General features: G+C 48.0%; 19 protein-coding genes and 2 riboswitches. Of the genes, 3 read left to right on the top strand and 16 right to left on the bottom strand.

Annotated features, from left to right (window positions below; genetic code table 11):
* Positions 1–32: 32 nt before the first annotated feature.
* The 7 genes from JMF85_RS23840 to JMF85_RS23870 form a co-directional block, all read right to left on the bottom strand.
* Positions 33–863, bottom strand: a complete 831-nt coding sequence (locus JMF85_RS23840; RefSeq protein ID WP_201319026.1) for a carbohydrate ABC transporter permease — start codon at positions 861–863, stop codon at positions 33–35.
* Complete coding sequence (locus tag JMF85_RS23845; protein WP_127606280.1) at positions 860–1,744, bottom strand: carbohydrate ABC transporter permease; 885 nt, start codon at positions 1,742–1,744, stop codon at positions 860–862. Before JMF85_RS23845 ends, JMF85_RS23840 begins: the two co-directional genes overlap by 4 nt.
* A gap of 70 nt (positions 1,745–1,814) precedes the next feature.
* The gene (locus JMF85_RS23850) at positions 1,815–3,215 is read right to left on the bottom strand and encodes an ABC transporter substrate-binding protein (protein ID WP_236595978.1); all 1,401 of its coding nucleotides are present in this window, start codon (positions 3,213–3,215) and stop codon (positions 1,815–1,817) included.
* A gap of 75 nt (positions 3,216–3,290) precedes the next feature.
* Positions 3,291–4,451: a Gfo/Idh/MocA family protein gene (locus JMF85_RS23855; protein ID WP_127606284.1), complete on the bottom strand. Its 1,161-nt coding sequence runs from the start codon at positions 4,449–4,451 to the stop codon at positions 3,291–3,293.
* An 83-nt stretch (positions 4,452–4,534) separates the two neighbouring features.
* Positions 4,535–4,951 (bottom strand): cupin domain-containing protein, encoded by a 417-nt coding sequence (locus tag JMF85_RS23860; protein WP_141333841.1) that lies wholly within the window; start codon positions 4,949–4,951, stop codon positions 4,535–4,537.
* Between the two features lie 65 nt (positions 4,952–5,016).
* Complete coding sequence (locus JMF85_RS23865) at positions 5,017–6,072, bottom strand: zinc-dependent dehydrogenase (RefSeq protein ID WP_230876127.1); 1,056 nt, start codon at positions 6,070–6,072, stop codon at positions 5,017–5,019.
* Positions 6,073–6,193: 121 nt separating this feature from the next.
* The gene (locus JMF85_RS23870; RefSeq protein WP_127606287.1) at positions 6,194–7,510 is read right to left on the bottom strand and encodes a hypothetical protein; all 1,317 of its coding nucleotides are present in this window, start codon (positions 7,508–7,510) and stop codon (positions 6,194–6,196) included.
* A 655-nt stretch (positions 7,511–8,165) separates the two neighbouring features.
* Between JMF85_RS23870 and JMF85_RS23875 the strand changes: the two genes are divergently transcribed.
* Positions 8,166–8,312, top strand: a complete 147-nt coding sequence (locus JMF85_RS23875; protein WP_155614774.1) for a hypothetical protein — start codon at positions 8,166–8,168, stop codon at positions 8,310–8,312.
* An 18-nt stretch (positions 8,313–8,330) separates the two neighbouring features.
* On the opposite strand, the gene JMF85_RS23880 is transcribed toward JMF85_RS23875, so the two are convergent.
* Positions 8,331–8,513 carry a hypothetical protein gene (locus JMF85_RS23880; RefSeq protein WP_127606289.1) on the bottom strand — a complete coding sequence of 61 codons (183 nt, stop codon included), beginning with the start codon at positions 8,511–8,513 and terminating at the stop codon, positions 8,331–8,333.
* A 43-nt stretch (positions 8,514–8,556) separates the two neighbouring features.
* Positions 8,557–8,646: riboswitch (cyclic di-GMP riboswitch) on the bottom strand.
* A gap of 1,222 nt (positions 8,647–9,868) precedes the next feature.
* On the opposite strand from JMF85_RS23880, the gene JMF85_RS23885 reads away from it, so the two are divergent.
* Entirely contained in the window at positions 9,869–11,335 is a 1,467-nt protein-coding gene (locus tag JMF85_RS23885) for an aldehyde dehydrogenase family protein (RefSeq protein WP_127606291.1), read from the top strand.
* Positions 11,336–11,518: 183 nt separating this feature from the next.
* Positions 11,519–11,618: riboswitch (purine riboswitch) on the top strand.
* 145 nt (positions 11,619–11,763) lie between these two features.
* The gene (locus JMF85_RS23890) at positions 11,764–13,062 is read left to right on the top strand and encodes an NCS2 family permease (RefSeq protein ID WP_201319028.1); all 1,299 of its coding nucleotides are present in this window, start codon (positions 11,764–11,766) and stop codon (positions 13,060–13,062) included.
* Positions 13,063–13,150: 88 nt separating this feature from the next.
* Here JMF85_RS23890 and JMF85_RS23895 read toward each other — a convergent pair whose 3' ends face one another.
* The 8 genes from JMF85_RS23895 to JMF85_RS23930 all read right to left on the bottom strand — a co-directional run bounded on the left by JMF85_RS23895 (position 13,151) and on the right by JMF85_RS23930 (position 20,627).
* Positions 13,151–13,330 (bottom strand): hypothetical protein, encoded by a 180-nt coding sequence (locus JMF85_RS23895; protein WP_155614776.1) that lies wholly within the window; start codon positions 13,328–13,330, stop codon positions 13,151–13,153.
* Positions 13,282–14,112 carry an ABC transporter ATP-binding protein gene (locus JMF85_RS23900; protein ID WP_201319029.1) on the bottom strand — a complete coding sequence of 277 codons (831 nt, stop codon included), beginning with the start codon at positions 14,110–14,112 and terminating at the stop codon, positions 13,282–13,284. Before JMF85_RS23900 ends, JMF85_RS23895 begins: the two co-directional genes overlap by 49 nt.
* Before the next feature lie 25 nt (positions 14,113–14,137).
* Positions 14,138–14,635, bottom strand: a complete 498-nt coding sequence (locus JMF85_RS23905) for a (2Fe-2S)-binding protein (protein ID WP_230876129.1) — start codon at positions 14,633–14,635, stop codon at positions 14,138–14,140.
* A gap of 1 nt (position 14,636) precedes the next feature.
* Positions 14,637–15,470, bottom strand: coding sequence for an FAD binding domain-containing protein (locus JMF85_RS23910; RefSeq protein WP_054796572.1), 834 nt, complete (start codon positions 15,468–15,470; stop codon positions 14,637–14,639).
* Positions 15,457–17,739, bottom strand: a complete 2,283-nt coding sequence (locus JMF85_RS23915; RefSeq protein WP_127606343.1) for a xanthine dehydrogenase family protein molybdopterin-binding subunit — start codon at positions 17,737–17,739, stop codon at positions 15,457–15,459. The genes JMF85_RS23910 and JMF85_RS23915 overlap by 14 nt, the downstream gene beginning before the upstream one ends.
* Positions 17,740–17,955: 216 nt before the next feature.
* On the bottom strand, positions 17,956–18,789 hold the full coding sequence (locus JMF85_RS23920; protein ID WP_127606345.1) for an ABC transporter permease: 834 nt from the start codon (positions 18,787–18,789) through the stop codon (positions 17,956–17,958).
* Positions 18,790–18,824: 35 nt separating this feature from the next.
* A complete protein-coding gene (locus JMF85_RS23925) occupies positions 18,825–19,823 on the bottom strand; it encodes an aliphatic sulfonate ABC transporter substrate-binding protein (protein WP_201319030.1) in 999 nt (332 codons plus the stop codon).
* Between the two features lie 18 nt (positions 19,824–19,841).
* Complete coding sequence (locus JMF85_RS23930) at positions 19,842–20,627, bottom strand: ABC transporter ATP-binding protein (RefSeq protein ID WP_127606347.1); 786 nt, start codon at positions 20,625–20,627, stop codon at positions 19,842–19,844.
* Position 20,628 lies beyond the last annotated feature (1 nt).

Below are 20,628 nucleotides of genomic sequence, written 5' to 3' on the forward strand. Positions count from 1 at the left end.
CAAGCAAGCCGCAATAACGGCGTTGCTTGGTGCTAACCTTTGACAGCCCCCATCGTAAGTCCCCGCACCATTTTGCGCTGCAGGATGATCGTGATGATCGCGACCGGCAAGACGATCATCGTTCCTGCCGCTCCGATTTGTCCCCACAGCACGCTGACGGGCGTCGCATATTCATTAAGTCCGACAGGTGCAGTCCTTACCGTGGAACCGGACAACAAATTGGCGAACAAAAATTCATTCCATGAGAAAATAAACGATAACAAGCCCGTAGACACGAGACCAGGTCCGATAATCGGGAAAATAACGCGAACAAATGCCGAAAAACGGTTGCATCCGTCCACCAGCGCGGACTCCTCGATTTCCCCGGGCACATCTTTATAAAAGCCGTATAACAGCCAAACGGCCAGCGGCAGATTCATGAAGGTATACACTAAAATAAGCGAAGTATAGGTGTCGAGCAGCCCTAATTTAGAGAAAACGAGATAGATCGGCAGGATGGCTACGATGGGCGGAACGATACGCAGCGTCAAAATCCAGGACAGGACATTTTTCGCGCCTTTTAAACGATATCTGGCGTACGGATACGCGATACCGCTTCCGAACAAGAGAGCCAGCACCGTGGAGAGGAAAGAGATATACAAGCTGTTCAGCAAATATTTCATAAAGTCCCGCTCAAACAGCACTGTTTGATAGTTGGAAAAGGTAGCCTTAAACAACCATTTGGGCACCGAGGCGTAGGCGTCGACCTGCTGCTTCAGCGATGTCAGAACCATCCATACTATAGGGAAAATAAAAACGAGCATCGCGATTATAATGACCGCGTAATTCAGGACGGTGACCGGCTTGCTCGGAGATGACCTCATGATCTGCCCTCCACTTCGAATAAATCAAACTTTTTCAAAACCAGCGTCAGCAGGGTGACGACAATCACGAGGAGAACGATACATATGGCGGCACCATAACCGAAATCGAGAAATTTGAACCCCCGGTCATACACGATCCAGCTCATCGTCGAAGTAACGTTAATGGGGCCTCCCTTGGTCATCATATAAATCGAGTCGTAAATTCGAATCGCATCAATCGTCCTTAACAATAAAGCGATATAAATAATTCTGGACAACTGCGGAATTGTGATATAGCGGAACGATTGCCAGGAGGACGCGCCGTCGATCATGGCCGCCTCATAAGGCTCATCCGGAAGTCCTTTAAGTCCTGCCAATAAAATAATCATCATAAACGGCGTCCACTGCCAAATGTCGGTAACAATTAAAGCAGGCAGCGCCAGATGCGGTTCGGATAGCCAAGCGGTTCTGGACATGCCCAGCAGCTCTATAAAATAATTGAAAATTCCATATTGATCATTCATCATAAACCGAAACATCAGCCCGACGACCGTAGGCGCCATGGCAATCGGAAGCAGCACGACGGACTGATAAAATCGTTCTCCCGAAGTAAGTCTATTCAATATAACGGCCAATACCAGTCCGATGGCAAATTCCAGGATGACCGTGCTGACTACGAAAATAAATGTCACCTTGAGCGCATTCCAAAAATTGTGATCCTGGAATACATCGATATAGTTATCCAATCCAATGAACGGATTCACCGCACTGATGGGGCTGTATTGCTGAAAACTGATTTTGAATAGAAAAACAGTCGGGTAGACGGAAAAGAGAAGAAGCAGCAGCATGCCCGGGACCATGGCCAAATACGGCCCGCTGTATCGCAATCCAAATTTTTTCATGATTTATTCTCCCGATTCCTAATGGAGGGGGAGGGGGGTCCCCCTCCAATCGATTTCCAACATGGACTTATCATTTCATCATTTTATTAACCGCTTCATCCGCTTTTTTCAACGCCTCTTCGACTGACATGCGTTTGTGCTGAGCGGCGCTCAAGTATTCGGATACCGTCGTCTCCCACTTCTCATCCTGAGGGAACCAAGGACGGGCTTTTGTTGTTTTCATCGTCTCTTTAAGCGCATCGTAACGGCGGAATTGCTTGACATTCGTTCCGTCGATTAGCTTGTTGGTTAAAGCGGGATCGGAGTACGATTCTTCACGCACCGGGTCCCCTGCGCCCAGCAGGGCCTGGTTCACGTCGTTTTCTTTCGACTCCAGCCAAGCCATAAATTTAAAGGCTTCATCGGAGTTCTTCGACGATTTCGGAATGACCATAGGCCAGGACGAATAATCGGCGACGGATTTCTTCATAGCGGGCGTTTGCGCGAAATCCCATTTCCCAAGCGTTTTGGACTTGGTGGGATCATCGACTTCAAATGCTGACCAGGACCAGTGAATCGCCATAGCCAATCTGCCTTGTGCTGCGTCGGAAGCCACTTCGACGAACGTATAATCATTAATGCCCGGAGGCGAAAACTGCAGCAGATCGACCCAGGTTTTCGTCGCTTCGATGGACTCCGGTGTGGACAAGGACGATTTCATCGTATTCCAGTCAAATACATCGCCCTCATTCGAATAAAGGAAGGTCAGCCACGTATGTACATTCCCGAACCCTTTGCTGGCCTGGGCCGCCCAACCGTATATTTTTTGCCCGTCCACGACTTTGCCGTTGAAAAATTCGGACGCATCACGGAATTCCTTCATCGTTTTCGGAGGAGCCAAATCATATCCGTACTTGGCTTTAAATTCTTGCTTAAAGGTCTCATTATTGAATAAATCCGAACGGTACCAGAGCAAATGAGGATGTACCGTTTGCGGTAAACCGTAAATCGTGCCGCCTTCGCCGAAAGAACCGTTTTTCCCGTTCCATTGTCCTGCGGCCAAAGCTTTCGGCAATAATTTGGAAGTATCAAAATGATACGTTTTGATCATATCGTCCAAGGGCACGAGGCTGTTTTGCGACGCGAACTCGGGGATCCAGTTGTAATCGACGCTGAAAAGGTCATAGTTTGCTTTACCGGCGATTGACGTGGCGATTTTCTGATAAATGACATCGCGTCCGACCAGCTCGACGTTCACTTTGACTCCCGTTTCTTTCTCATATTGCTTGGCTAATTCTTGTACGCTGGTTCCCCAAGTGGAAGCAAGGAAAACGCTGTTCAAGGTCACGGGTTCGCCGTTTTTTGCAGTCCCGCCGGATTCCGAAGCCGAGGCGCCGGCATGATTCGCGGGACTGCTCCCGGGTTCAGAGGAGCATGCGCTAAGCAGGAGCAGACTGCTTAATAAAATCATGAATGAAAAATTTTTTTTCACTCTCAAATTCGTACCCTCCAGACATTTCGAATTGAAATGAAATCGCTTACAATCAAATCTTTGAACAGCCCGCCCTTAAACATTTTCCCATGTTAGAGATTGAATCGATTTCGTAACCGCATCGAGCACTTTATTGTTCATCACGCCATCGTAAAAGTTTGGATACACCTGCTGCTTATCCTTGATCGCTTTGAAGAAGTCTGCAAATTCATTCACAAATGTGTTTTGGTAGCCGATGATATGTCCCGGCGGCCACCAGGCATTGATATACGGATGAACATCTTCCGTCACCATAATGCGTCTAAAGCCTTGCACTTCCAGATCATCTTCGTTAGACCAGAATTCCAATTCGTTCATGCGTTCAAAGTCGAAGACGAGCGATCCCTTGCTTCCGTTAATTTCAATGCGTTGATGATTTTTTCGTCCGCCGGCAAATCTCGTTGCTTCGAAAGTTCCGACCGCCCCGTTTTTAAATTTAGCCAGGAAGGCTGTCGTATCGTCAACCGTAACCGCTTCATATTCCGTCATTTCGCCTTTTGCCGTTAGCTTGGAGCTTAATTGATCATCGACTTTCACCTTGGGGCGTTTGTCCACAAACGTTTTCTCCATGCCGACCACTTTATCGATCTCTCCGACCAAATATCTCGCCAAATCGACGATGTGCGCATTTAAATCCCCGTGCGGCCCAGACCCTGCAACCTTCTTATTCAGCTTCCAGCTCGCAGGGAAGTTAGGATCAAGCAGCCAATCCTGCAAATATACGCCTCTGAAGTGGTGAATGTCCCCCAGCCGTCCATCCTGAATAAGCTTTTTGGCAAGCCCGATCGCCGGTACTCTCCGGTAATTGTGGCCCAGCATATGGACAATTCCGGCTTGTTCCGCAGCTTCAAACATACGGTGCGCTTCATGAGCGTCCATCGCTAACGGTTTCTCGCAAAAAATATGCTTCCCTGCTTTCGCCGCTTCAAGAGCGATTTCGATATGGGAAGACGTCGGCGTTGCAATATCGATCACGTGGATGTCTTCCCGATGAATTACATCTCTCCAGTCGGTAGCAAATTCTTCCCAGCCGAACCTTTCCGCCGCCTGCTTGACCAAATGCTCCGTTCTGCCGACAATTACTTTTTTGACGGGCTTCACGCCATGATCGAAGAAGAACGGCACATTCTCAAATGCATGGCTATGGGCCTTCCCCATAAAGTTATAACCAATTAACGCAACATTGATCTCTTGCACAAATGGACACCTCCTGTGAAATTTCAATCCATCGCATGCGTTATGAAAGAAAGGGCGTTAAGCCCTTTCTTCATCAATCGGTATTAATGCTGTTTGCTCTTCTTATCTTTCTTGTCAAATACCGCTTCAATAACAATAATTCTTAAATCGGAGTCGCCAATGTTCCGGAAGGTATGCTTGCTTCCGCTTTTGGTCAGACACGCGGTGCCGGGATCCATAACAAACGTGTCTCCGTCAACCGTCATTTCCCCTTTGCCTTCCACAACGTAGTAAATCTCTTCATTACCCACATGAGGGTGCAAACCGATTGTTGTGCCTACAGGCAGCGTCGTTTCATGCATAAAATTGATGAGCGAGTCAAAATCTTCCGGATTTCCGGGAACAGGGAGCAGCGGTTCATAGCCCAGCAGTTGTCTGACGAGAATCGTCCCTTGACCATCATGGCACTCATCCACCGGAAAATTCACTACATCGTTTCTTCCTCTCACTACATAAGCCATTTCGAATCAACTCCTCAGTATAATTTATATAAATGAAAGTACTGCCGATAGGGGTAACACGCCCATCAACCGATGGAAATGACATTTTTCAAGCCTATACCTCTTGTTGCGTGATCGAAGGCGTTATTGATTTGATCCAGGCTGAAATTAGCCGAAATCAGCGATTTTACATCAACCAAACCGTGTTTAACAAAATCAAGCGCTTGAACATATTGCAAAATGCTCGACCTTGTACTTCCTGTTACAATGACTTGTTTGTAGTGAATCAGGTTGGTGTTCAACGGAACAATTTCCTTTTCTTTGGGAAGACCGCCGAAGAAATTGATTCTTCCGTTCATGGCCACCAATTCAAGCGAGCTTGCTTGAACTTGAGGTACCGGGCAGGCCGTAATTACGACTTCTACGCCTTCGCCATTCGTGATGTCAGCTACGTAATTCCTCAAGTCGTCAGAAGACACGGTTATAATAAAATCGTCAATCTGACGGCACATTGCCATCCGCTCTTCGGAAATATCATTCATAATGACTTTAGAAGCTCCGGCCATCTTGGCCAGCTTGGCATGCATTAATCCGATGGGACCGGCACCGATGATCAGCACGTGATCCCCGGGTTTAATATCCACCTTCAGGAACCCGTTGTACACACATGCCAAAGGCTCAACGAGAGCCGCTTCTTCGAAAGATACATGATCCGCCAACGCGCAAATGTTCCCCTGCCTTACCGCTGATTCGGGAATTTTCACGTATTGGGTAAAGCCTCCATGAATATTGATGCCAAGGGCTTGATATTCCTTGCATAAATGAGTATTGCCGCTTACACACTGCCTGCACATCCCGCAGCCCATATTAGGAGCCACGGTCACTCTCATGCCAGGTTCATACTTCTTTACGTTTTTTCCAACCTGTTTAATAACACCTGCCATCTCATGTCCTAAAATTCTTGGCGTAGCACTGCTGATGCCGGCATAGCCGTTATTAAACATTCGGACATCCGTACCGCAAATGGCAGCCTTCTTTACCTCCAGTAACACTTCATTCTCGGTTATTACCGGATCTGCAATTTCCTCCAGCCGCAAATCTTTGGGGCCATACAACATAGCTGCTAGCATCTTCTCATTCATCCTTTCCGAATGCGTTCGTCTCTGTTCTCTTTTATCGTTATATCTTATTTTTACTTATTGTTTTCTTGTTTTTATTATATTTTATTGTCATTTGTTAGTCAATCACTATTTTTTATAAAAATTAGATTTCTTCGATCTGCATATCCAACACGCGAAGCACCATATCCATCTCTACCTTTTTATGTCCCGGAATCAATATGCCGTGGTGCGAATAAAGCGCATTCATCAGCTTGTGACCGTCGTTAATTTGAATCAATGCGCCATTCCTGCAGTCCGAACCGGGATATCCGACGTATTCCTTCAGGGCGCCTTCGACGACCAGCATTTTTCCAAGTGTTGGATGCAGTTCCGCAATCGTAATTTCACCGATCGGGTAACGCGCGTCGATGGCCGTTGCCTGTTCATCCACGATACCCAGCACCTTCGGCCTTAATGTCCACTCTGACGCAAACGATCTGGGCATACAAGCAAAATAGCCGCAATGGCCGACCAGAATATGATTTTCAGGCTCTTCGACATCAGGAAATTGGTCTATCTTTTCATGCTTGATAGCTGCCATTCCAGCCAGGAAAGGGTATAGATTACTCATCACGACAGGCGCCTTCAAGGACTTATGTAGAATAAATTTGTTAAGCAGCGACATGATATCGCCTTCACAAGCCCACATGACTCCTTTTTCTTCATACAGCATGCTCCATGTCATGCAAGGCGTCGTATCCGAATAGAACGATTCGTTCAGACAGTTCATGCCTACACCCCGGATCGTTTCATCGAGTTCAATTTCCTGCTTGACAGCGATATACATTTTCACAGCGTTTTTTAGCGCCCTGGGTGCAACGCCTTCCGTATGATGATTCCATGCCTTAAGAACCTGTTCCGCTTCCGTGTCCGGAATATCTTTGGCATCCTGGGCAAGCTTCTTAAAGCTTTTTTTCACGACGGTAATCCCGAATTTATCTTTAATTCGCCGGATACACTCTTCTTCCCACCAAAAGAAACGCTTGAAAATACTAGCCTGCATCCCGTCACCCGGATTGTCTTGAAAAATAAGAAACTTCGTCTCTCTCATCTGGCTTTTGACAGCCAAAGTCCGGCAAATGGTTTTCGTTAGATCAAGACTATATGGAGCAAATGTCTCGATACCTTCCGCTTTAAAAAATGTGATAATTTCCCAGTCCCACATCGCAACCGTTCCAAATTCCGACGTTACAATCAGAAATGGCTTATTGATTTTTTTCAGCTGTTCGATTTCTCGATAAGCTTCTCCCACCAATTGCGGAAAAATAACGGCATCCGCTTCGGGAATTGGTGAGCCGAGCGCGACTGGCTCTAAAATTTCGGCTTCCTCGGCCAGCATCTCTCTTAACCTGTTTACCTGGTCATCAAATTCTTTATTTCTTTCGGACTTGAAGTACATGGGAACTAATTGCGCTTTCATATCATATCACCTCTAACCTTTCATTTATTGTTGTTTTGTATCTAATATTATTTTATTTTATTACATTTTATTCTGTCAATGTTTAAATGAATAACGTTTATTTCCGCCAAACCCATACAGCGCTTTCATTCTTCAATCCAACACCTGTAGTCTAATCATAGGTTCTTTCCCATTATTAAACAATTCATCGAAATTGAGTTTAAATTATACTATATTGTGTTGATTTGCCTGCGAAATAAAAAGAAGGCTACAAAGTCCTTAGACCTTGTAACCTCCAGATCCGCTAACTCCATTGCGCGGCACCGTATCCAGGAGCATGGGGATTAAGCAAAGATACCGAAGAACGGCCGGAAGCGCCCTCCAATGGGAGCTGTGACGGGCGCCTTGATTGATAGATAAAGACGTGCCGACATTAAAATGCAGACGGACTACGGGGCGAGCTTTTCTATCGCAATGGTTTGCTTGGGAGCGGCTCAGGCTGGGCTTCCATACGGAGCATACTGAAAGGATCAGGGAGCGGACTTCGAGAGGCGAAGACTTGCGTCAAATAAAGATCAGAATTTTTTTAGATTTGTACAGCCATTCTTCGACAGCTTTTTCCCGTTATTCCATTATAATAGTACTATAAACAGGTTTACAGGAGGTCATGATCATCGTGCCGCATAGCTCAAACTTCCAATTAGTAGCCGCTGAATTAGACATCATTAAAGTCGGGATTAAACTCGGGCTTGATATCGAACAGCTGCTTGCAGCCGTTATGACAGACAAAGACTCCGAAGAAATAAAGGATCATTTCAAATAACAAGGCGACCGTTTCCGGTCACCTTTGCGGGTCGTTCTTTTTTTCCAGTTCCTCTCTCAGATACATAATAAAGCGAATAGACTCTGCTTCCGTTAATCGCTTGCCTTCGAAGGTAAAATGAAATTGACGAAGTATTTCCTCTACATTGAGATGCAGCATATCAACCAGCTGCTGAACTTCCATGTCTACTTTTCCCAACATCGATTTCCTCCTCCGTTAATCCACAATGGTCAACGGGCGTCATTTCGGCAGCTGGCAAGCGTTCTGGACTTCGTCCAAATTAGCCCCTATAGCTTTGCGTCATCATCTTTCGATGATTTTGCCGTTTGTCGTTGACTTCATCTGTACTTCTACTATACCTAATATTTCCATACCCTACAATATAACGAATCATATTTTATCCAGCGCTTAATCAATTATTTATACTTTTTCACAGCAATCATGAGGGTCCTGTCAAATTTTTTGTCCGACTGCCGTTTATAACCGGTATTTGTTGTTTAAAATGTTATTGACCAGCTTATATCACATGGGGTTGGATGGCTGCCTTAACCATTTACACCGATCTCTCATTCGGTTTCATTTTGGATCTGTATGATTTTTTTGAGCCTACGGTGAATTTTGCCGATCTCCCCCTTCAAGCGTTACTGCCTCCTTCTATAGGCCTTATTTTCCTCAATTTTATGCCCAAAAAAGTGCAGCACTTCTTTGTTTATCTGATAGGAGTCGTGCTCATTTCCATTCTTTTTGAATATTTGTCGATTTTAACCGGTTACCTGATATATAAAGGGTGGAAGCTATGGTATTCCGTCCCCTTCTACCTGTTCGGTATGATTTATTTAAGATGGCACTTGTTTTACTTGAGAAAACGATATCCTTAAATCATAATGGCCTGATCATAACTTGCAGGCATAGCATACCTCCCCTTCATTCTATATAACCCGCAGGTCCGGTCCTTGAAACAGGATATCAGGAAATAATCTTGCTCAGCAGCAACGAAGTTTGCAACGGAACAAGTCCTGCCCCGTAATGCCTCGAATGCGTCCGCATAGCTGCTGGCCAACCCGATCAACGTGCTCCCATCGGTTGCGGCGAATATCGAGGAGCTTGAGGCTGTAAGGAGCGGGCGTAACCGATCCGCGAGCCGGGAACAGCGGCGAATGATTTTATACGTTACGGATGTGGACAGCATTTGGAATATTGGTATTGAATTGGAATATACTCCCATGGTAACATAGTCCTATCAAGTTGTTTCATTAACACCATGTCGAATAGTTTGAAACGGGAGTCAAATACCAAAATTTCAATAAGGAGGATGAGACGAGGATAAGTGGATCAAAGAACCGTTTACCCGACATATGCAAATCAGTTTGTAAGCGATTACATATTTGAGTATTATCCTGCCTTCTTCTGTCATTCCCCTTGTCAGGCGTCTTCAACGAATGAACTTATCGCTGGCAATAAATGAATGTCGATTCATAAAAGACATATCGCTGCATACATATTGAACGAATAACTGGAACGAAAAACGCTCAAACCTTATGAAGGAGGACAAGTCTATGAGTCTGGCTATTTCGAAATCATACGGCAAACAGTTTATCGCGGGGGTTTGGAAGGACGGGTCGAGCGGTAAAACGTATCAGGATCTGAATCCATACAACAATGAAGTCGTCGCCACCTTCATTCTTGGAAATGAAACGGATGTGGACGAAGCTTACTCCGCGGCCAAAGAAGCGCAGAAGGCATGGAAAGAAACCTCTGTTGAGGCGAAAAAACAAGTGCTGATGCGTGCTGCGGAACTGCTTGAACAAAGAAAAGATGAAGTAGCGGCCATCATGATCAAGGAAACAGGAAGTTCTATGGCCAAAGCCCAAATTGAAATTAAAAATAGCGCAGGCATCATTCGGGCCGCAGCGCAATATCCCGAACTGATGACGAATCCGCGAGTCAATCCGTCCGTCATTCCGGGTAAGGAAAATTTGATCTACCACGTTCCGGTTGGCGTCATTGGCGTCATTTCACCGTTTAATTTTCCGCTCGTGCTGTCCATGCGCAGCGTAGCTCCGGCTATCGCGACGGGAAATGCCGTCGTATTGAAGCCCGATATTCAAACTGCCGTTTCCGGCGGTCTCGTCATTGCCGAAATTTTTGAAGAAGCCGGTCTCCCTAAAGGCGTGCTGAATGTCCTCACCGTGGATATTGCCGATATTGGCGATTACTTTATCGCGCACCCTGTTCCGAAAGTCATATCCTTCACCGGTTCGACTGCAGTCGGCCGCCACGTCGGAGAAGTGGCAAGCCGAAACTTAAAACGCGTGTCACTCGAGCTTGGCGGCAACAGCCCCTTCGTGGTGCTGGAAGACGCCGACTTGGAGAAAGCGTTAAGCGCAGCGCTCTTCGGCAAGTTTTTTCACCAAGGACAAATTTGTATGATTACGAATCGGATCTTCGTGCATCGCTCCCTTTACGATCAATTCGTCAGCAGTTTTGTAGAAAGGGCGCAAAAAATTCCGTACGGCGATCCTAGCGTCGATCCCAACGTCTTTATCGGGCCGATTATTAATGAAAAACAGATGCAAAAGGTGCTGAACGTCATTGAAGCAGGGAAAACAGAAGCGCGTTTGGTGCTGGAAGGACAACGAATTGGGAATGTGCTGACGCCGTTTGTATTCGCTGATGCGAAAAATGACAGTACCCTGGCTCAAACCGAAATTTTCGGCCCCGTAGCCACGATTATTCCGTTTGATACCGAAGAAGAAGCGCTCGCCCTAGCGAATGATACGCCGTACGGACTATCGGCCTCCGTTTTCACCAGCGATTTGGAACGAGGCATCGAGTTTGCCCGTCACATTGAAAGCGGCATGGCCCACGTGAATGATCAGACCATCAATGACGATCCTAACGCTCCTTTCGGCGGTGAAAAAGCGTCCGGTCTCGGCCGATTTAACGGAGAATGGATCTTTGAGGAATTTACAACCCGGAAGTGGGTATCGGTCCAGCGGGAATATCGGGATTTCCCGTTCTAGAACGAAAGCCGAATCGAGAAACCTGTGCCTTGTTAAGGCATGGGTTTCTCTCATTTCAACAAACATCGTAAAAACCGAACGTATTAGTCTAATTGTTGTGAAGTGTTCGGAAATTTACGAAAAAATATGAGAAAAACATTGACACCGGGTATATCCGTCATTTAATCTATGGAAGGATCAATTGAATGAAATGACAGACAAGTTCGTATATCCTCAATAATATGGTTTGAGGGTTTCTACAAGGAGCCAAAGAATCCTGACTACGAATATGGGATACGTGTATCTGCTATCCTATATTCGCAGTCAGGATTTTATTTTTTCCACATTACTAAGCGATCCCAAGTAAGGAGAGAATGGATAAGGCAATGCTCGATTGTCTGTGATGAGGCTGGAGCAACCCTGTCCTATTTAAATTGGAGGCGAGATGAATGAAGAGCTTGTTTAAGTTGGAAGAACGAGGCACATCGATTTCGACCGAGCTGATGGCCGGTGTCACTACATTTTTAACGATGGTATACATCGTTATTGTGAATCCCGGCATTCTGAGCAAGGCGGGGATGGATTTCCATGGTGTGTTCATTGCGACAGTGCTTGCGAGCATTGTCGCAACGCTGATTATCGGGGTATTTGCCAACTACCCGATCGTGATAGCGCCAGGCATGGGGTTGAACGCTTACTTTGCCTTTAGTGTTGTGGGGGGCAGCGGCGTTTCATGGCAAGTTGCGCTTGGCGCCGTATTTGTGGCGGGGATCTTGTTTGTGCTGTTATCGCTGACCTCGTTCCGCTATATGCTGCTGGATGCGATTCCTTCAAGCCTGAAACATGCCATTACGGCGGGCATCGGCTTATTTATCACGTTTATCGGGCTGCAAAACGCTAAAATTATTGTCGATTCTCCGGCCACCTTAATCACCCTTGGGAATTTGAAGGAACCCATGACGATGTTAACGATTATCGGACTGGCTGTTTCCCTTATCCTCATGGCTTATCAGGTTAAAGGATTTCTTTTTGTGGGCATGCTGATCACCGCAATTCTGGCTTGGTTCCTGGGGCTGCTTCATTTTCCGGATGCTTGGGTATCCTGGCCGACCGGACTTGCGGCAACGGCCTTCCAGTTAGATATCGCCGGGGTGTTTACAAACGGTCTATATGCGGTTGTGTTTACCTTTTTGCTGATTACGCTGTTCGATACGACGGGAACGATGCTGGGGGTTGCGGAGCAAGCCGGACTGCTGAAGGATAATAAATTCCCGCGTTCACGGGGGGCGCTCGTTGCAGACGCCATAGGCACAACCGCCGGCGCTCTCCTCGGAACAAGTCCGACATCCGCTTATATTGAGTCCAGCTCCGGAGTTGCCGTAGGCGGGCGAACGGGTCTCACCGCTGTAACTGTCAGCGTGCTGCTTGCGCTTACGCTATTCTTCTCGCCGACGGTTGCCGTGCTTGCCAATATTCCTGCGATAACAGCTCCGGCATTAATTATTGTCGGTTTTCTCATGATGAATGTCTTGCGGAAAATTGATTGGCACGATCTGGAGGAAGCCTTCCCTGCTTTTCTTATTGTTGTACTGATGCCGCTAACCTACAGCATTGCTACGGGAATCGGCATCGGGTTCATCGTCTATCCGATCTTAAAGCTTGTTCGTGGTAAAAGGAAAGACGTTCATCCGATTTTTTATGCGTTCGCCGTGTTGTTTTTTATTCAAATTGTGTTTTTCAGTCATTGAGACAGGAAGTCATTCATGGGGTTCCCGGTATCCGAAACGCAGGAATGCAAAAAGGCTGCCCAGCGGCAGCCACTCAAGGATCGTACATTTAAAATAACAGAGTCGCCTCTACCGGCCAGCGTACGATCGCCTGCCCGCCAACCCGCAGGCCGGTCTCTTTCGTTGCGTACTGCATCCTGGCCGTAAAATGCTTGTCCAGCTTTTCAATGACAACGCCGATCAAGTAGGAAGCGCAGGTATAATGGATGAACGAAACCGTGCCGGACAACGAATTGTAACCATCCGAGCCCCCGCAGGCCGGGCTTCCACTCCCCCGGGCAGCACTTCGACGGCTTCCGGACGAACCATTGCGTAGGTCGGCGTCTGCTGTCCGGCAGTCCTCTCCGCCGCAATGGTCTGGTCCCCCGCCAATTTCATCCGCCATCGCCCGTGCTCCTCCTCCGCCCCGGATACTTGCACCGGATTGGTTTCGCCCACGAAATTAGCCACAAACGGATCGGCCGGCTGCGTATAAATTTGCTGCGGCGTTCCGATTTGTACAATCCGTCCTTGGTTCATGACGGCGATACGATCCGACAAGACCATGGCTTCTTCCTGATCGTGCGTTACGAAAATGCCGGTAAATCCGTACTCCTTCTGTAACGAGCGGATTTCTATGCCTAGAGCTTGCCGCAGCTTGGCGTCCAGATTGCTAAGCGGCTCATCGAACAGCACGAGCGGCGGCTTCAGGACGAGCGTTCTGACCAAAGCGACGCGCTGCTGCTGCCCTCCGGATAATTGGGCGGGAAATCGGTCCATATAGCCGCTCAGCTGAACCGATTCCAGGGCGCTATGTACCCGATCCTTTATTTCGGTTTTCGGCACGCCGTGACGGCGCAATCCGAACGCGACATTATCATAAACGTGACCGACATATCGTTGATGAGGCGGCACAAACGTCAAATCCCGATTGTCCAACAAGATCGATCCGGATGAAGGAACTTGCAGGCCGGCGATCATACGAAGAGTCGTCGTTTTCCCGCAGCCGCTCGGTCCGAGGAGAGAAAGCATTTCACCGCTGAGTCGGCACTCTATTCTACAGATGGTTCTGGTCCATCGACAAAAGTCTCCGGTTCAAGACGGATTGGACGGCCTCCCGAATTTCCTCATAACCTGTGCAACGGCAAATGTTAGATTGCAGCCAATCTTTGATCGTTTCCTCGTCGGCTTCGGGATAAGTTTGGGTCAGCGCATAAATATTCATGATAAATCCTGGGGTGCAGTATCCACACTGAAAAGCAAATTTTTCGACAAAGGCTCTTTGGACGGCAGTGTCTTTTAGACCTTCAACAGTCGTAACCTTTTTTCCCGCCGTTTCCACCGCAAGCATCAGACACGATTTCATCGGCGAACCGTCTAGGAGCACCGTACAAGTACCGCAATCCCCATTCCGGCAGCCAGGCTTTGCACCGGTCAGACCGAACGATTCCCGCAGAACGTCCAAAAGAAGATCCGCCGGTCGGACGGTTGCGGTCCGCAGCTCCCCGTTCACATTCAGGTTAAGCATTACCGCATAAAAGTCATTACTTGACATGTCATCCCCCTCCCAATGTCCTTATTGTATCGTGCAGCGTATTTTTCAAAACTAGCTTGCGGTAAGCCGCCGAGCCTTTTATATCACTGAGGATCGGCGCGGGCAATTGATCCGCCGCCTGATTGATTCGGTCCTCCAAAGGAATCTCGCGCCGGTTTAATATTTCTTCGACGGCAGCGGACCGGAATGGGAAGGAACAGACGCCACTAAAAGCAACACGAATCCCCGAATCTGACCGGAGAGCGGTGACAGTCACCAGCGGATAATCAATAGAAGCCACTTTGCGCTTTTTCACCGTCACATAAGGCATACCTATATAGCTGACTTCGGTGAGCGCTTGAACGAGAAACTCTCCCCTACTCAGCTTCAGGGTACGGTCAAACACTTGACCGATTGGTACTTGCCTAAATCCGGTGGGACCAGCGATCCTCACTTCACTGTCCGTCAACAGCAGAGGCAGCACCGCTTCCTTGTAAATGAATCGTCCGCAAATATTCCCGCCAAATGTAATTTTGTTTCTTGAGGTTCGGTCGGCAACGCCGGCCCCCGTTTCCCCAAGTAGAGGAAACACTCGGGAATCGTGAAGCTCGGATAGAGTCAAAGCAGATCCGAGAACCATCTTTTGCTCAAGGACCGCAAGCATGCGGCATTCCGGGATTTGCTTCAGATCAATAACTGCCCCTGTGTAAACCTGGTTGATTCTTCCCAGTGTGATGATTTCAGTTCCGCCGGAATAATATAGGGGGCTCTTATCATGAGCATCCAACTGCTGAAAAAGACTGACGGCTTCGTGGAGAGTGGCAGGCCGATAATATTCGAAATTATAAGGTATCATGCGGCTCCCCCATTTTTGTTCTCCAAATCCGTTCCGGGAAAAGGGGCAACCGATTTAGCTGGACCCCGGCGGCCCGGGAAAGCGCACTAGCGAGCGCGGCTGGCATCCCGATGAGTCCGTGCTCACCGAGCCCTCGGGCACCGAACGGTCCATCCAGACACGGATTCTCGATGAACTCCACGATATATTCGGGGTTTTCGCCGTAACGGATCAGATTGTAATCACGGAGCGTAGGATTATCGACGGTTCCCTGATCACTGAATACAAACGTTTCACGGTTCGCAAAGCTGAGCCCCATGGAAATCGCACCCATGATCTGGCCTAAAGCCGCTTTTGGATTCAACACTTTGCCGGCGTCATTGACGGAAATCGCCTTCAGCAGCTTGTATGAATAATCCCTCGTGTCGAGCTCGATCTCCACCGCTTGGGCCCCAACGTTCCATTCTGGTCCGGGCGTTCCCTCCCCGGTTTGTGGGTCAAGGTTGTTCATCCGCCGTTGGATGTAGTGACCTCGCCCTATAATTTGGCCGCCAATGGAATTTCCATTCGGATACGTGTAACCGTAACAGATGTCTTTGACCTCGATTTGGATGGAGGGATCAGCCTTGGCCATCACTTTACCCCATCCGAGCTCAAGGTCATCCGGATCGGCCCGCAGCACACAAGCCGCGATCTCGAGCAGTTGACGGATCGCGTCGTCTGCCGCCTTAAGAACCGCACGGCCGGCCAGGAAAGTTCCGCGGCTCGCAACCGTCTTCCAATGCTCCGGTGTTATTTCCGTATTCACCTCGAACTTGACGTGAATCCTCTCTGGATTCATTTTCATCCGCTCCGCGAGCATCTGGGCCAGCACCGTTTTCGTGCCAGTTCCGATCTCCACGACCCCGGTCTCCAGATTCAAGCTGCCGTCGGAATTGAAAGAGATAATAGCGCCCGAGCTTGCATTGGGATCCATCGATGAGTTTTTCCAAAAGCAACTGATGCCCTTGGCCCGGATTGTATTCGCGTTCACCTGCATCACCTTCCAATCATCCCAGCCTGCTAGCGTGCGAAGCCGGTGCATACAAGTCGTAAGATCCCCCAGATTGCTGGACGTAAGTACATCCCGCGTCGGAGCAGAATCGCCCGGCACGGCTATATTCCGCATGCGAAGCTCCCACGGATCCATTTGGAGTTTGTCGGCCAGCGCGTCCAGCGCTCTTTCCATCGCGAAAGTAAGCTCAGCATGTCCGTAACCTCGAAAGGCCGAAGCATATGGATGATTGGTATAGATAGTCAGACAGTCACAATAGAGATGTTCGATCGCATAAGGCCCCGAGCAGTCCTGCGCAGCCGCTCTCGCAACGTCACTGGATTTGTCGTCGTAGGCGCCACCATCGAACCGGTAGACAATTTCCGCCGCGGTAATTTTCCCTGCCAGATTGCTGCCCAGCCGGACGGTGGCATCAAGCCCTATATGAACCGGGGAGGTAACCATGTCTTCCTCTCGGGTATTGATAATTTTGACTTTTCGGCCTCCGACCGCCCGGGAAGCCAAATAGGCAACAAGCTCCAACTGAATCGCCGCTTTACCGCCGTAAGCGCCTCCGACCAGCGGTGTTTTGACCACGATCCAGCCGGGATCGAAGCCGAAATATAGGCCCATAAATTTTTTGACGGCAAAAGGGGCCTGCGTTGACGACTCGATGTGAATGTAGCCGTCCGGCCTGATCTCAGCAATGGCACTTCGTGTTTCCATCGCTGCATGATCCGAGGGCATAAACGAAATGGTGTTCTCGAGGATGACTTCGCTTTCCCTCCACCCCTTGTTCATGTCTCCTTTGCGGATTTTAATGAGGCTGGCGATATTGGTGCCGGGAATGGAGACCACCCCCTCTGCCTTTGTATACTCACCCAGCCTTTCGTGAACGAGCGGAGCGTCCTTCCGCAGAGCTTCCATGGGAGAGTTGACAACCGGCAGCGGCTCGTACCGTACCCGGATTAAATCCGCGGCACGCTTCGCCTGCACTTCGGTATCGGCTACTACGACAGCAACGGTTTCTCCGAAAAAACGAACCCGATCTTTCGCTATTATCGGACGGTCTCGAATCTCTTCTCCGGTCAGTACTTCGCTGCATTCCCCGGTCAAAATAGCACGAATCCCTTGAACCTGCCAAGCCGCGCTCGTGTCTATGCCCAAAATTAGGGCATGTGCAAAGGGACTTATCGCCATGCGCGCGTACAGCATTCGGTTATCGAGATGATCCCCGGTATATAGAGCCGTACCCATCACCTTGTCGAACGACTCTTTTTTTGGAATGCTTCTGCCTATCGTTCCCAAAGATTTCCGCTCCCTTCTCGCCTGTCAAATTTTAGTACTAACCGTTTACCTCCAATTGTTTAATTATACGAATCCCGAAGGATGCTTATGACAGTCCGAATAAAGGAAAAGCACCTCTGAAAGAGAGGTGCCGGTCACGGTGATTCATGCGTTTCATCAACCTGTTTATCCGGAATAACTATCCCGCCACTTCAACAATTTTTTCTCCAAAAAGCGAACGAACGAGTCGGATAGTTTACCGACAATCGCAAATATGAGGATGCCTACGATGACGACGGCCGTTTGGGAGAATTGTCTGGCGTCATTAATCATGTAGCCTACGCCTTCACTGGATCCCATTAATTCCGCCACGACCAAGCCTAGCCAGGAAACACCGATCGATAGCCGTAAACCCAATAAAATATTAGGCAAGGCCGCAGGGACAATCAGTTTTGAAACGAGCTTCCATTTACTGAATTCCAGCACTTTGGTGACTTCGAACAACTTTGAATCCACCCCGCGTATCCCGGTAAAGGTATTGATGTATAGCGGGAAATAAGCTCCCAGCGCAATAAGCAGAACCTTCGATGTTTCTCCGATACCAAACCAAAGAATAAAAAGCGGGGTTATGGCGAGATGCGGAATCGTTCTTAACATTTGCACGGACGGATCAATCGTTTCTTCGAACTTCCGAAACAATCCCGCTAATATGCCGGATAGGAGTCCGAGCGAGCCGCCAAGCAGAAAACCCAAGAAAGCGCGATATAAACTGACATTCAAATGGCTGATCAATTCTCCGGAAACAATCAATTCCCAAAACGCTTTAGCAATCTGAATGGGAGAAGGTAGAATCGTACTGGAGACGACTTCGAAATAAGCGGCTAATTGCCAAATGATAATTACTAAAACCGGCAACGAGAGCCCTCTGATTATACTTGCGCTTAGAGATTTATTTCTGACTGTCCCGCTGGAACCCGATTCAGGATTGATCTTTTCGGGTCTGGATTTTGTTCCTGCCATCAAGACTGAAAGAAATGGCTTCATTTTCCCACCCACTAATTTGTTTTAGTTTCCTGCTTTGCCCTCGTAATAAACGTATTGTCAATAACTTTTGCGACCTCGACCTTGTTTTTGACTCCACCAAGATCGTAAAGAGTGTCCGCCGTTTTTTGATGTTCTTTGATATAATCATCCGACACCGGATCATTTCGGAAATCCGTATTTTTCACGATATTGGCCACAATGGCTTTATCCAATTTGAGCACTTGGGCATACAGATCTACGGCCTCGTTTTGGTTTTGGGTCTGCCAGGCAACGGCTTCGTCCAGCGCTTTTAAATACAGCTCTACGAATTCCGGATGGTCTTTCGCAAATTTGGTGCTGGCTACGGTAAAGTTCGGACTCGGCATCTTGAGATCTTCGCCCGATACCAATATTTTCGCTCCGACGGTAGCTTGCTCCGTACTGATGAACGGCTCCCAAATTCCCCATGCATCTACCGTACCGTTCTCGAAGGCAGGCTTCGCTTCGGAAGGGGCCAATTGAATTAATTTCACATCGGACGGCTGCAGCCCGGCTTGATCCAGGGCCCGGTAAATCAGATTGTAAGAGGTGCTGCCTTTGGCAACCGCTATTTTTTTGTCTTTTAATTCCTGAATGCTTTTGATGGGGCTATCTTTAGGCAGAAGCAGCACATTGTTTTTCAAACCGCTACTATATAAGGAAATGATTTTAAAGTCTATCCCTGCTGCTTGAGCCACAATGACCGGCGTATTGCCGCATGCCAGAAAATCAATGTGATTGGCGGACAGAGCTTCGAATTCTTCGGGCCCTGTCTGAAACTCAACCCAGTTGACTTTTGCCCCCTTTGCAGCAAACTGCTTCTCGACGAACCCCTTTTCTTTTGCCAAATAGGAAGGAGCTACATTTTTAATATAGCCAATATTAACCGTTAGGTTTTGTCCGTCTGTGTTACTCGTTTTGGTTCCGCAACCTGCGAGAGAAGCCATGACAAGTAAAGATAGCAAGAGTACAATCCATTTGTTTGGTTTCATTTCTCTTTCCCCCGTTATTTAAATTCCTGCTCCTTCGACCAAAGCAAAGCTTTCCCATCTCTCGAATTCCTTCAATACCTTCAGGCGGAAATTTTGAAAAGCTTCGCTTGCTTTTTTCCGAGGATAAGGAAGATGGTTTGGGATGACGTCACGGATGACACCCGGTTTGGCTCCCATAATGACAATTTTATTGGCCACAAATACCGCCTCATCGATATCATGAGTCACTAAAACCATCGTTGTCTTTTTGTTTTCCCAAATTTCCAGAATGGCTTCCTGCATATGGGTTCTTGTAAAAGCGTCCAACGCGCCGAAAGGCTCATCCAGCAGCAGCACCTGAGGCTCTCTCAGTAGAGCGCGAGCAATGGAAACACGCTGGGACATCCCTCCGGAAAGTGCTCTAGGATACGATTTTTCAAATCCTTTGAGATGTGTCAATTCCAGCAGTTCGTCAACTTTTCTGCGGATATCGGCCGATTTTAAGGAATAATTCGCAGCAATATTTTGCTCCACCGTCAGCCACGGAAAAAGCCGGTGCTCTTGAAAAATGAACCCCTTCTCGATACTGGCGCTGTTCACTTTTTCTTCTCCCAAATATACGGCGCCCTCATAATCGTTATCCAGACCGGCTATAATTTTAAGAAGTGTGCTCTTTCCGCAGCCGCTCGGTCCGATAATCGCTATAAATTGCTCCTGACCGATTTCCAGGTTAATATCTTTCAATACGGACAGTGGACCTTTTTCGGTTTGGAAAGTTTTACTGACCTTTTCAACTCGGAGGGATTTTTCTGACAAAGCAAGCATT

Origin of the sequence: Paenibacillus sp. EPM92 (genome assembly GCF_016586185.1) — a bacterium.
GTDB classification, from domain to species: Bacteria; Bacillota; Bacilli; order Paenibacillales; family NBRC-103111; genus Paenibacillus_G; species Paenibacillus_G validus.